Annotated in this window: 10 protein-coding genes; 3 read left to right on the top strand and 7 right to left on the bottom strand. The window is 63.3% G+C overall.

Features of this window, described 5'->3' with window-relative positions; all coding sequences use genetic code 11:
- Positions 1-312 precede the first annotated feature (312 nt).
- On the top strand, positions 313-816 hold the full coding sequence (locus TP2_RS10865; protein WP_038077191.1) for a HugZ family pyridoxamine 5'-phosphate oxidase: 504 nt from the start codon (positions 313-315) through the stop codon (positions 814-816).
- A 53-nt stretch (positions 817-869) separates the two neighbouring features.
- Here the strand turns inward: TP2_RS10865 and TP2_RS10860 are convergent, their stop codons facing one another.
- Positions 870-3,161 (bottom strand): glycosyl hydrolase family 28-related protein, encoded by a 2,292-nt coding sequence (locus TP2_RS10860; protein WP_038077188.1) that lies wholly within the window; start codon positions 3,159-3,161, stop codon positions 870-872.
- A 204-nt stretch (positions 3,162-3,365) separates the two neighbouring features.
- Here TP2_RS10860 and TP2_RS10855 point away from each other — a divergent pair, with 204 nt between their 5' ends.
- Positions 3,366-4,223, top strand: coding sequence for a CHAD domain-containing protein (locus tag TP2_RS10855; RefSeq protein WP_038077186.1), 858 nt, complete (start codon positions 3,366-3,368; stop codon positions 4,221-4,223).
- Here TP2_RS10855 and TP2_RS10850 read toward each other — a convergent pair.
- Entirely contained in the window at positions 4,220-5,866 is a 1,647-nt protein-coding gene (locus TP2_RS10850) for a lysine--tRNA ligase (protein WP_038077184.1), read from the bottom strand. The genes TP2_RS10855 and TP2_RS10850 overlap by 4 nt on opposite strands.
- A 108-nt stretch (positions 5,867-5,974) precedes the next feature.
- On the opposite strand from TP2_RS10850, the gene TP2_RS10845 reads away from it, so the two are divergent.
- Positions 5,975-6,397, top strand: a complete 423-nt coding sequence (locus tag TP2_RS10845; RefSeq protein ID WP_038077183.1) for a tellurite resistance TerB family protein — start codon at positions 5,975-5,977, stop codon at positions 6,395-6,397.
- Between the two features lie 296 nt (positions 6,398-6,693).
- On the opposite strand, the gene dacB is transcribed toward TP2_RS10845, so the two are convergent.
- The 5 genes from dacB to TP2_RS10820 all read right to left on the bottom strand — a co-directional run bounded on the left by dacB (position 6,694) and on the right by TP2_RS10820 (position 12,457).
- Complete coding sequence (gene dacB / locus TP2_RS10840; protein ID WP_038077181.1) at positions 6,694-8,133, bottom strand: D-alanyl-D-alanine carboxypeptidase/D-alanyl-D-alanine endopeptidase; 1,440 nt, start codon at positions 8,131-8,133, stop codon at positions 6,694-6,696.
- Positions 8,134-8,226: 93 nt separating this feature from the next.
- A complete protein-coding gene (locus TP2_RS10835) occupies positions 8,227-8,835 on the bottom strand; it encodes a nicotinate-nucleotide adenylyltransferase (protein ID WP_038077179.1) in 609 nt (202 codons plus the stop codon).
- Positions 8,836-8,930: 95 nt separating this feature from the next.
- On the bottom strand, positions 8,931-10,106 hold the full coding sequence (locus TP2_RS10830; RefSeq protein WP_051692491.1) for a GGDEF domain-containing protein: 1,176 nt from the start codon (positions 10,104-10,106) through the stop codon (positions 8,931-8,933).
- The gene (locus TP2_RS10825) at positions 10,103-10,681 is read right to left on the bottom strand and encodes a heme NO-binding domain-containing protein (protein ID WP_038077177.1); all 579 of its coding nucleotides are present in this window, start codon (positions 10,679-10,681) and stop codon (positions 10,103-10,105) included. The genes TP2_RS10830 and TP2_RS10825 overlap by 4 nt, the downstream gene beginning before the upstream one ends.
- Before the next feature lie 60 nt (positions 10,682-10,741).
- On the bottom strand, positions 10,742-12,457 hold the full coding sequence (locus TP2_RS10820) for a DUF4153 domain-containing protein (RefSeq protein ID WP_038077175.1): 1,716 nt from the start codon (positions 12,455-12,457) through the stop codon (positions 10,742-10,744).
- Positions 12,458-12,461: the final 4 nt, after the last annotated feature.

Here is a 12,461-nt window from a genome sequence, read left to right as displayed (position 1 = left end):
ATTTTTTTGTTAAGTTTTTCACACCGATTGCGCTAACTGTGTAAATTTAGTGAAAGATGGCAGAAAATAGGCGAAGGGTTTCAGGGGGTTGCCTGTTCACCACGGATGCAAAATCACCGTTCTGTAAATTTGACTGCCGGGTAAAGACTTCCGCGAAGGTGGAGTCCCCGCCGCCTTGGCCCGAATTTGATTCGATCCCGCGACCCAAACCGAAGCAGGCTGTGGATAAGTCTTCCGGGCTCGCCAGCTTGCTGGCGCGCAACGCAGGGCTTACCTGTGAAAGACCGCCCTCGCCTCAACCAGCAGTGCCCCATGTCGCAAACACCACCCCCCTCCCCCGCGAACCCGATCCGTCCCACCGATGACGAGGCGCGACGCCTCGCGCGCCGACTGATCGCCGAGGCACGGTTCGGCGCGATTGGCACACTCGATCCCGCTACCGGCCACCCGGCAGTGACGCGCATCGCCCTCGGACCTGGCCCCGAGAGTGAAATCCTGACACTCGTCTCCGGCCTCTCAGCCCATACAAATGCCCTGCGCGCCGATCCACGGGCAGGTCTTCTACTGGGCGAGCCCGGCCCCAAGGGTGATCCGCTCACCCACCCGCGCCTGTCGCTTCAGGTCGAGGCCCATCCGATCTACCGCGACAATCCGCGGTTCGTAGCGATGCACGCGCGCTGGCGCTCCGATCATCCCAAATCGACACTCTATATCGACCTGCCTGACTTCTTCTTCTTCGAACTCCGCCCCCTCGCCGGAGCGCTCAATGGCGGCTTTGGCCGCGCCTACAGCCTCACCCCCGGCGATCTCGCATAAAAAAGGCGCGCGAGATTTCTCCCGCGCGCCCAGATCATTCCAAATCCTGCCGATCAGATCGGGTTGTCCATCCGCAACGTGACTTGCAACCGCCCTTTCGCTGCATCCGGCCAGTTGATCACCGCAAGCGTCTTATCGGCGCCCTGCTCGACCGCGACATAAGGCATCGCCGTGACCCGCGCGCCCGAAGCATTGGTTACCGCGCCTTCGGCCACGAGACTCTGGACGTTGCGCGCCCATCCCCCGAAGGGCAGGTAATCCCCCGCATCGACCGTCCAGACTGTCTGCGCCGTGCCCTGGTTGACCTCGACCATCACAGGGTTCTGGGTAACCTGGTTCACCGCATTGAACATGTTGGCCTCGAAGACCACGTTGCGCATCCGTCCTCGATCGAGATCGGCAAAGCTCGTATCCACCGTCTCGATCCGGTCGATATTCCCGTTGAGCGACTTGAAGACATTATTCGTCACGCTCAGCCCCTGCACGAAATGCCCTGTGCCATAGGGCTTGATCGACAGCCAATGGAACCACGGAGCCACGTTGATGCACACGCATGTATTGCCGGTGACCGTCAGCCCGCCGAAGCTGTACTCATTCGAGAACTCCGGGAAGGCGTCGTGCTCGTTCGTCCACTCGATCACCGAGTTGTCGATGTAATTGCCGGTCACCGCCGATTGCACATTGGTCTGAGTGAAGACGAGCCCCGCGACACGCACGCCGCTCGTTTCCTCGTCGCCTTGGAACCAGTGATTGCCCACCAGAAGATGCCCCGAACCGTTCAGAACGAAAGTCGTGCCGAAGCGCACGAAGCGCGAGTCCCTGATCTTGGTGTCATTGGCATTGACGTTGAGCACCATCGACACCCGATCCTGCGCCGGGACAAGCATCTCGTTCGAGAGGAACTGGCAACCGTCGATCAGCAGATCCTGACACCCGCGCCCAATCGAGGTGATCACCCGGTCCTTGGGGCGCACGACATAGCTGTCGCGGATCTGGAACATCTGTCCCTCGGGCGCGAGCATGATGCAGCTCGCCGCACCGTTGCAGAGGAATTCGACATTGGCGATGTTGAACCGGTCGAGCTTGTCCATGCCCGAGAAATCGAGCACGTATTGGTAGCGCGTGAAGGTATAGGTCCGCGTCCCCGAGCCTCCATATAGCGGCTGCGAAAGATAAAGCGTCCCCGCCCCCACATTTTTCGACTTCACGTAGACTTCTCGCCCGACGCCGGTTCCGCTCACGCGCGCGCCTACCGGGACATTCGCGATATTGGCGACATTCGTCAGCTGCATCGACAGCGAGGTCGAATAGGTCGCCTGTGACGTGACCACCTCATCATCCCAAGCCGCACCTTCGATCACGTTGAACTGCCCGTTCTGCAAGACGCGGCGGTTCGAGAAGCTCGCGAGATCGGGCGCGAGCTCCTCGATCCGGATCGGCTCGCTCACCTCCACGCGCCGTCCCTTGAGGTCGAGCACATTGTGATCGGTATAGCCAAAGAGCGCCTGCAACGCCTTCTTGAACCCGGTCAGCTCGTCGCCGAATGCCTCCGCATAGGTCGGGAAATTGAACGAGGACATCAACGACAGTTTCGCCGCGGCGGGCATCGCCAGCGTGCCCACGAACTCGATCGGCGCCGAGATGGAGATCGAACTCCCGATGTAATAGTTGCCCTCCGGAACGAGGATCTTGCGCCCGTCCGCAGCCTGATCGGCAGCGTTGAAAGCGGCAGCGTCATCGCTCACGCCATCGCCCTTCGCGCCGAAATCGCGCACGTCGACCCAAGCCATCATGTCGCGCAGGAACGCCTCGGTCACATCCTCGATCTCGATATCGTCGATGCGCACGACGGCACCATTCGCGCCCGTCAGGTCGAGCCCGAAATGGCCATAAACAGCATCGAGCCCCCAGGCCATATCGACGCCGCCGCGACTGCCCGTGCCAACAATCGCCGACACTTCGACAACCGTGCCGTAGCTTTGCAGCGTCACGGTAGGCCCGATTTCGATCAACCCGCTCACATGCGCGCCGCTCCCGCTGACCGCATAGCCCGCGATGCGCACGTCCGGAAGGTTGCCGCTCACCGCCTTCACCCGCGCGCGGATGCGCAGATACGTTCCCGGCAGAATCGGCGTGTCACCCATATAGCGCAGCTTTTGCAGCGTCTGGGTCTTGAGCATTTCCAGACAGCCACCGAAATCAGCATCGGCGGGCACCAGTACAGCATTGGCCGCGCCCTCATATGTGGTCGAGCCCGGCATCCCGTCCTCGCTCGACCATTGATCGAGCCCTTCTGCGAAAGCGGCCGGGTTCAGCACCAGCCCTTCGGTAATCGCGACGTTCATCAGCAATCCTCTTGTCCAAGTTCCCGCCCGCCCCGTCCGCCGCGCCGCTGCGATCGAAACCGGGATCCGCCGAGAGCACCCGCCTCGACCGGACAAGAGCTACGGGCAAAGGTTAAAGAAGCACTGAGACGAGCGTGCGCTGACAACGTCATGCCGCTGTCATATGCTAGTAAGAGAAGGGAGCCGCACTGGACGGAGAGCCCGATGGCCTACGCGATTTCCCGCGACGACAAAAGCCCGACGAAATCCCTGCGCCGCATCGCGCGCGACGAGCTTGGCGCGGCCTGCAAACAGGCCACGAGCGAAGCCCCGTCGGTGCACGCCATGCGCAAGTCGATCAAGAAGACCCGTGGCTTGCTGCGCCTCTTCGCACCGCGCTTCGATGACTTCGCCCCGGCCAATGCGGCGCTGTCCGAGGCCGCGCGCGGGATCTCGGGACTACGCGATGCCGAGGTGCTGCGTACCACCCTCGCCCGTCTTGGGCGGGAGGGACCTGATCTCGACGGCGCGACCGCTGCTGGTGCACTGCTTGAAACGCTGCCCCCGCTCGAAACCCTGGCGCAAGCCGACGATCTTGCGCGTTTTGTCGAGCAGGTGAGCGACATCCGTCGTCAGGCGAAGCACTGGAAGGTGACCGGCAAGGGCTGGCCCGCCTATCAGGACGGGCTCCTCAAGACCCTTTCGGATTGCCGCAAACGGATGAAGACCGCGCGCGCCTCAGGCTGCGAGGAAGATTTCCACGCCTGGCGCACACGGGTTAAGCAACACTGGTATCACACCCGTCTGCTCGCGCCGATCTGGCCAGAGATGCTGCACCCGCGCGAGGACGCGCTCGACATGTTGGGCGAACTGATCGGCGACCATCATGACCTGCATGTGCTGCGCGGCGCGATCCCCGAGAGTTTCGACCCCGACCATTCGGCGGCGCTCGCGCAGCTGATTTCGGCCGAGCAGACCCGGCTCGAAACAGAGGCCCTCACCCTCGGCGCCCGGCTCTTCGCCGAAAAACCCGAGGCGCTTGCCGTACGCTGGGGCGCTTGGTACCGGCTCTGGCGGGGTTAACCCGCCAGTTCGCCTGCCAGCGCCCGCTCGATCAGAGCAACCGTTTCATCAACACCGTAAAGCGCGATGAACCCGCCGAAGCGCGGCCCCTGGCTCTGGCCAAGCAGCACCTCGTAGAGTGCCTTGAACCAGTCGCGCAGGTTGGCAAAGCCGTGGTTCTTGCCGACCGCGAAAACGACCGTCTGCAGGAATTCGTCGCTGTGGAAATCGGCCTCCGGCAGTGCCTCGTCGCTGCCCGCCGCCGCATTCTTGCGTGCGATCTGATCGAGAGCCGCCTGTTCCGATTGCAGCGCCTTGGCCAAATCTTCCAGCGCCGCGCGCTCCTGATCGGTGGGTTCGCGGAAGACCAGGGTCGGCTTCACAAAATCTTCGAAGTATTTCAGCGCGAAACCCGCCGCCTGATCGAGATCGGGATTGCCTTCCGGGCTCGCCTCGGGCGCGTAACGCTTGATGAAGCCCCATAGCCCTTCCTTCTCGATCGCCCCCGCGACGCTCGCGAGGTTCAGCAGCATCGAGAACGGCACGACCATTTTGCTCTCGGGCGGGTTGCCGCCGTGGATGTGCCAGACGGGGTTGTTGACCTGCGCGTCGATTTCCTGATCGGGATAGGCCCGCAGCTGTTGGTGATATTCGTCCACCATTTTCGGGATCACATCCCACCAAAGGCGCTTCGCGGTCTTGGGCTTGAGATACATGAAGTAGCTCAGGCTCTCGGTCGCCGCATAGGTCAGCCATTCGTCGATCGACAGGCCATTGCCCTTCGATTTCGAGATCTTCTCGCCATTGGCATCAAGGAACAGCTCGTAGGTGAAATGCTCCGGCGCACGCCCGCCCAACACGCGGCAGATGCCGTCATAGATCGGCGTGTTGGTCGAATGGTCCTTGCCATACATTTCGAAATCAACGTCGAGCGCGGCCCAACGCATCCCGAAATCGGGCTTCCACTGCAGTTTCACATTGCCGCCGGTGACCGGCAGCGTCCACTCGCGCCCGTCCTCGTCGTCGAAGGTCACGGTGCCATCCTTGGCATTGACCTCCTTCATCGGAACATAAAGCACGCGGCCGGTTTCGGGGTGGATCGGCAGGAAGCACGAATAGGTCTGCTGACGCTCTTCGCGCAGCGATTTCAGCATGATCGCCATGATCTCATCATACTTTTCCGCCGAGCGGATCAGCATGTCGTCGAACTTTCCCGACTTGTAATATTCGGTCGCCGAAGCGAATTCGTAATCGAATCCGAACGTATCGAGGAACCGGCGCAGCATCGCGTTGTTGTGGTTGCCGAAGCTGTCGAACTCGCCGAACGGATCGGGCACGGCGGTCAGCGGCTTCTGCTCGTGCTGACGCAGCATGACCTGATTGGGCACGTTGCTCGGCACCTTGCGCATCCCGTCCATATCGTCCGAGAAGCACAGCAGCTTCGTCGGGATATCCGAGATCACCTCGAAGGCGCGGCGGATCATCGTGGTGCGCGCGACCTCGCCGAAGGTGCCGATATGGGGCAGACCCGAGGGGCCGTAACCCGTCTCGAAGAGCACGAAACCCTTCTCGGGATCCTTCTTTTCGTAACGCTTGAGCACCCGGCGCGCCTCTTCAAAGGGCCAGGCCTTGGATTTCATCGCAGCGTCACGCAAGCTCGTCATGGCATACCTCATGAGGGCGCCCCATGCGCCCGGTCGCGCTCCACCTATTGAAGCGGAGGAGGACAGTCAATAATTTGCACCCCAACCACAGTCAGGAGCCTCAAAACCGTGCCCGATATCCTCGCCTCGCTCTCGCCCCAGGATGCCCTTGTCGCCGTGATGGTCGCGGTCTCCGCGGCAGACGAGGACGTACCGACCTCCGAACTCGTTGCGATTGAGCGTATTGTGAACCACATGCCGATCTTCGCCGGCTATGATTTCGACCGGATCGCACGGGTCTCGCGCTCGGTCTTCGCGCTGTTCGAGGAGGAAGACGGTCTTGAGGCCCTCTTCGGGCTGATCCGCGACTCGCTTCCAGAACGGCTTTTCGAGACCGCCTATGCGTTGGCATGTGATGTGGCGGCTGCCGATGGCACGATCCGTCAGACCGAGCTGCGCCTGCTTGAGGAGATCCGAGGCGAACTGGCGATCGACCGGCTGCATGCCGTCGCGATCGAATGGGGCGCGAAGGTGCGGCACGTCACCCTCTGAGGTGCAAGTTAATCACGCAGGATTCGGCAAGTGCTAAACCGGTTCGGTTTCCGGACCGGATCCCTTCCGATGTGATCCCGATCCAGCGCTTTCACCCCCCGCCAAGCATCGCCGCGTGCGAGACTTTACGCTTGGGGCGACCTACGCCTCCTGCTCGCTCCGGGTCAGGACTGCCGGTCGCTTCGGTCAATCGGCCTCTGTGACATCGCCCAAGTGTCGACATCGCCCAAGTGTCCGGGGCGCGGCGCGAGCAACCCGAAGCGGTGATGAACGACCACCTCGAACGATAAGCACGCTCAGCGCCCATAAATCGCAGCCCAGCGTTCAAGCAACCGACTTTGCAATATCTTGGACGCTTTCACCCAGGCCCGCCCGCCCGGTGGCTGTGGATCTGTTCCGGCCTTGCGTCGCCGTGCCAAGTCACCCGTGAAGATCGCAAAGACCAGTTCCGTCCCGTCCGGTGCCGTCATGTAACCCGCGAGGGTCGAGACGAAATTCAGCGTACCGGTCTTGGCGTCGACCGCGAAAGGCTGCGTTTTCATCGGCCGGCCACTCGCATCGCGCAGCTGGAAAGGCTTCATCAGACCGCGCAGCCCCATCGGCGCCCCGAGCAACCGTAACGCTCCGACCATGTCCTGCGGCGAAATCTTCGCATCGACGCCAAGGCCGGAGTGATCGGTAAAGCGGGCCGAGCGCGCGCCCGTGCGCTGCACCAGCCACTCCGTCATTGCCCGCCCGGAAGCCCCAAGCGAACTATCCGCGCCCAGCCTTGCGCTCGCCGTCATCCCCACCGCCTCGGCCGTGATATTGGTCGAATATTTCATCATCGACCGAAGGAGCGGCACCAAGGCCTCACTCGCATGGCTCACCAGAACCGTCCCGCCGGGGAGATTGCGAACCTCCTCGGGCGTGGGCAACGGCACGCCCTGGGCACGCGCGAGCGTCTGGAACACGTCGCCCGCATAAGCCGCCGGGTGGCGCACCGGAAGCCAGCGTGAGCCACCCTTGCCGAGCGCTGTCGAGGCGACCGTCCAGGTCTCAACCCCGCCTCTGTCAGAATAGGTGAAGGTTGGCCGCGCGCGGTTCGCGATCCCGACCTTGGCGGTATAGGCGCGCGGCTGCACGTCGCGCCCGCGTGCATCCATGCTCAGCGCCCAGCCCCCACCCGCGCGTTTCCACTGAAAATGCACGCGGTTGAAATTCAGCATCAGCCCCGAGATCGATGGGTTGTAGCCAGCATAGACCGGCTGATCATCCGCAATCTCGCGCTCATAAGGCAGCGCCCCGGCCCAGGTCAGGAACCGCCCTGTCACACCGCGCACGCCCTTACTCGCCAGCGCCTTCGCCATCGCCTGCAAATCGTCGGTCGACAGGGTCGGATCCCCGCCGCCCGCCAGAACCAGATCGCCCTGAATCAAGCCACCTGCGACCGGCCCCGTCGCGATAAGACGCGTCCCGAAACGAAAATCGGAGCCGAGTTGCTCGAGCGCATAAAGCGAGGTGATCGACTTGAGCGCAGAGGCCGGAGGCATCGCCTTGCCGCCCCACCGCTGCTCCAGCACCTGACCGCTGCGAAGATCCGCGACAACGAAACCGATATCGCCGCTCAACCCCGCGGCGCGAACAAGCTCGGCGCTCGATGCGATCCCCTGTGCCTTAAGCAGCGACGGGCAGGCAAGCAGACCGGCCCCTCCGGCGAGAGCCTGCAAAACCTTCCGCCGCGACAGCGCGTCCATGATGCGATTCCCCCTGTTTGCAAGGGTCAGCCTAGCGTCTCGTGCTGCCGCTTCAAGCGCTCGAAAGCCGCAGTTGACCCGCGGCCGTTGGCTTTACCCGTTCCGCCAGTCGCCGCGCTTACGGATCTCGCTCGAAGACAGGCCCGACATCGGGATATTGATGAAGCACCAGCGCGGCGCGGGCCCGTCGGCGAGGCGGGAGGATTGCGATGGAGGCAGTTCGGCCTGCGCGTAAATGCGCGCCGCGCGCGCATGGCGCCCCGGCATCCGCCAGCCAGGACGCGCGAGAACACCGATCGGCACGGTCTCGATGATGTCGCGCCAATGATCCCAGCGGTCGAATTGCACGAGGTTATCCGCCCCCATCAGCCAGACAAAGCGCACCCCGGGATAAAGTCGGCGCAGGTGCGAAAGCGTGTCGGCGGTGAACCGCGTACCCAGCCGCGCCTCCAGATCGCTGACCACCACGCGGGGGTCGCCGCGCAGGATCTGGCGCGCATGCTCGACCCGCTGTGCAAGCGGTGCGGGCCCGTGCGCCTTCAAAGGATTGCCGGGGCTCACCATCCACCAGACCCGGTCGAGACCAAAGCGGCGCAGCGCCTCACGCGTGATCAGCGCATGCCCTTGGTGGGCAGGATCGAATGATCCGCCCAGCAAGCCGATCTTTTGGCCCGGTTTCGCGATGGGAAAGCCCTTTTTCATGGGCTCTGCCCTTACCCCATCGCCCCGTGGCAGGAAAAGAGGAAACCCGCGCTCTTCGTGACCCGGCGCGTGAGATAAACGTCCCCGCGGGCATCTCAGTTATCGGTTGATCGCGCGAACCGCACGCAGCCGCGCCCCGCGTCCTTGGCAGAATAGGTTGCCGCATCCGCGTCGGCCTGCATCACCTCAAGGTCGGGAGGCCCATAATCGCCCGAGAACACAACACCAATCGAGCCGGAGATCAGGCATTCGTGACCGGAGAACCATTTCGGCTCCTCGAGACGGGCAATGATCCGCCGCGCCAAAGCCTTCACGGCGTGGCGCTCAATCGGACCGCGCAGCAGAAGCAGGAATTCGTCACCGCCCACGCGTCCGGCCATGTCGCCATGGCGCACCGTTTCTCGCAGGATCCGCGCGACCGATTGAAGTACGTAATCACCCGCCGCATGTCCGTGGCTATCGTTCACCCGCTTGAAATGATCGAGATCGATCTGCATCAACGCAAACGGCGCGCCTCCCTGAGCCGCACCGCTGACCGCCTGCGACAGCGCCTGTTCCATCGCGCGCCGGTTCGACAGGCGGGTGAGCGGATCGGTCAGGGCCAGCCGTTCTGCCTCCTGCCGCGCCTGATCGAGCCTTGCGGTAAGGGCGCGCAGCTCGCCCATCACAAGCGATTTCGCCTCCTGCAGATAGAGCATTTCCATCGCCAAATCGGCTGCGGCGAAATCGCGCTCGGTCAGCCCGAGGGTCGCCACCACCTCGCTCAGGTAGATACCAAAGCTCAGGTTCATCAACACGCCTCCGCCCTCGGTCGTAGGCAGGCTGAGCACATCACCGCGCAGGCCGATCTTGGGACGGGTCTGCAAGGTGAGGTGTATGCTCCGCCGGTCGCGCAAATGCCGGAGCGAAAACCCGCAGGCCCCAATCTGATGCGAGCAATTCTCAAATTCGCATTGAGGGCTGAGCCCATCGGGACATCGCAGCAAGTCGCCTTCCCGACGGCCGACCGAAAAATGGCGGGTAAAGGTGTCCCCGATCAACACGCCCTCACCCAAGACCTTTTTCAGGGTGCGCCCGAGCGCGCGAATCCGCGCCTGCCCGTCGATCCAGAGAAACATCGGCATTAACGCGCAGAAAAGGGGTTCGGCCTGCGCCAGAGCACCGGTCAAGCTGGTGCGCCCGGAACTCATGCCAACGCCCGATCCCACTGAGTTCTTCGGCGGAGGCGGCAGCAGATCGCGGCCCTGCGTGTCGCGCATCGCGTCGGTCATAAGCTGCCCTCCGCTGCGCGGGACAGCGCGAAGTTCCGCGCCTGCGCGTGGTAACTGTCCAGCAGACGGATCGTGACGCTTTCACCGGTCTCTTCCGGTTCGATCAACGCAAGAACGCCGTAGTCATCGGCCATTGCGCGCAGGATGCCAGCGAAGACCGTCGCCCAGCCCGACAGGTTTCCCACGACCATCAATCGATACTCCCCGGCGCCCGAGGTCGAAAGCGACAACTCCGGCAGGTCGAGATCCGCCAGCGCCATCCGTGCGCGGTCATGCAGATCCTCGAGGGTGTTGAGAAAATCCGTGTAATCACAGCCGCCGTAGCGCAGCAGGCGGCGCACTGGCTCGCGCGTCGCGAGATAAGTTCCCAGATCTTCCAGCAGATCGGTGCAACTTCGCCCCAGCTCCGTACAGGCTGCCTCGATCAGCGACAGGGTCTGCGCATCGTCATATTGCAGCATCGGCTCAAACCCGGCGGGTGGCAGCCCCAGACGGGATGCCACGTGATGCCAAACCTCGGCGCCATGCGTGTCGGTCAGGAAATTCTGGATCGAGCGGTTAATCAGGCCAAGCATGGTCCCTCCTGCCGGGAACCCTAGCGACCGGAGGTTAAGGAAGACCGAAAATCCGATAGCTTAGCGCGACAGCGGCAAGATCATCTGCCCACCGGCGCGCAACCCGAGAATTCCACTGGGGACAATTTCGAGCGCGCCCTTCGCGATCGCCGCAATGACCGGATCGAGTTCTCCCCGCGCAGCCCCGGTCTCGACGACGGGCTGCCCGCGAGACGCGCGCTGCCAGTTGCCGTTCCTCTCGGCATAAAGATCAATCACGCCGGAATAATCTTCCTGACGGATGATCATCGCCTCGTCTCCCGGTAGATCTGGGAGAAAATCGGCGCGCACCAGCGCACAGCTCGGCCGGCCGTCGGCATGCGGCGAACAAAGGCTCGCAGCGCGCGGACCCGCATCTTGCAACAGCGTCTTGAGCAAGGCTTCGGGTGGCGCCTCCGCAGTGGGCGGCACGACGATATCCTCGCGCAGACTGGTCAGGCGGGCATCGCTTTCGACAGGGGCCTTGCCGCGGGAAAGGACCGCTGCAAGAGCAGGGTCCCTGTCGGCCAGTGCCTGCAATCGGGCGATCCCGGCCTGCCCGGCCAAGCCCCATTCGGTCTCCATCGCGTAGACAGGCAGGCGCGCGGCCTCGATGCGCCCCTCCTCGTAGAGGGCGATCTGCGAGCGCGTCGCGATCTTGTACGGGGCGATCAACGGGGTCAGCCAGAGCAGCGCGGCCGTCAACAGAACCAGCGCCATCGCGATATTGACGCGCCGCACCCGCTCCATCCAGTTGCGACCGCTGAGCGTCGACAGCGCGTAGCCGGTACCATACCCCGCCAACAGCGCCGTCAGGACGAATTCTGCGACCCGCGCGGGCGTCCAACCCGAGCCCACGATGCGTTGCCACTCGATCCAGAGGGCGACCGCAATCATAACGGGCAGGATCAGGGCCAGCCCGCGTGCCGAAAGCCGCAGCACCGGTGCCTCGACCGCCTCATGATCTTCGCGTTCGACGCCGATAGAGATCAGCGTCACCGCCGCCACGGCCATCGCGAGCAGAGTTTCGGTCTCGGGAAAATCGCCCGCCGCGCCCTGCACCCGGCGCAGGACGAGACCGATCAGAAAGACCGCGACCACAATGACCACAGCCGGCAGCAAAAGCCGCAACAGGCGCAGGATCAGCGCGGGCGAAATCATCTCCTCAAGCTCGGTGACCACCGCAAGACCAAGCCCGAGGATGGCGCCCGAAAGCGGCAGCGCGATCTCGGCGCGTCGGAAAAAGACCCGCAGAATATCGATATCGACGCTTTCCAGCAGTCGCGAGGAGAGGAACAGAACGAGCCAGACCAGCCCCAGGAACAACCACGCCGCGCCATAGCGTACGACGATGTTCCAGCTGTGGGTAAAGAGCTCGGGATAGTCGGCCCAGTGGCCACGCCCCCGCGTCAGAGACACCATCGCGAAGGGGATCGGCACAGTCGCCAGAACGAAAATCGCCAGCAGGCCGAAGCGCATCTGCGATGCGATCGGGCGCTCGGGGCCGAAAGCCGCTGCATCCCACCAACCGAGGAAAGCGACCGGGACCGCGATCACGATCGCTGCACCAAGCGCCTTTCGCGCGCCGATCTCGCCCAGCATCGCAAGCGCCGCTCCGAAGAAGACCGTGCCCAGAACCGCCAAAGCAAAGAACCCACGCGGGTCGAGAGCGAGCGCATCCCACGGCCCCTCCTGAAGCGACCAGAAGAAGAGACCCGCCAGAGCCCCGAGCAGACTGTGCTGCAATCTCGAATGCATCGCT

The sequence above is a fragment of the Thioclava pacifica DSM 10166 genome (assembly GCF_000714535.1).
GTDB lineage: Bacteria > Pseudomonadota > Alphaproteobacteria > Rhodobacterales > Rhodobacteraceae > Thioclava > Thioclava pacifica.
This window is presented reverse-complemented; position numbering and strand designations above follow the sequence as displayed.

What these genes read in the sequence shown, in the direction of transcription:
- TP2_RS10865 (WP_038077191.1), top strand. Translation starts at nt 313, where the DNA reads ATGTCGCAAACACCACCCCCCTCCCCCGCGAACCCGATCCGTCCCACC.
- TP2_RS10835 (WP_038077179.1), bottom strand. Translation starts at nt 8,835, where the DNA reads ATGAAAAAGGGCTTTCCCATCGCGAAACCGGGCCAAAAGATCGGCTTG.
- TP2_RS10825 (WP_038077177.1), bottom strand. Translation starts at nt 10,681, where the DNA reads ATGCTTGGCCTGATTAACCGCTCGATCCAGAATTTCCTGACCGACACG.
- TP2_RS10850 (WP_038077184.1), bottom strand. Translation starts at nt 5,866, where the DNA reads ATGACGAGCTTGCGTGACGCTGCGATGAAATCCAAGGCCTGGCCCTTT.
- TP2_RS10820 (WP_038077175.1), bottom strand. Translation starts at nt 12,457, where the DNA reads ATGCATTCGAGATTGCAGCACAGTCTGCTCGGGGCTCTGGCGGGTCTC.
- TP2_RS10860 (WP_038077188.1), bottom strand. Translation starts at nt 3,161, where the DNA reads ATGAACGTCGCGATTACCGAAGGGCTGGTGCTGAACCCGGCCGCTTTC.
- dacB (WP_038077181.1), bottom strand. Translation starts at nt 8,133, where the DNA reads ATGGACGCGCTGTCGCGGCGGAAGGTTTTGCAGGCTCTCGCCGGAGGG.
- TP2_RS10855 (WP_038077186.1), top strand. Translation starts at nt 3,366, where the DNA reads ATGGCCTACGCGATTTCCCGCGACGACAAAAGCCCGACGAAATCCCTG.
- TP2_RS10830 (WP_051692491.1), bottom strand. Translation starts at nt 10,106, where the DNA reads ATGACCGACGCGATGCGCGACACGCAGGGCCGCGATCTGCTGCCGCCT.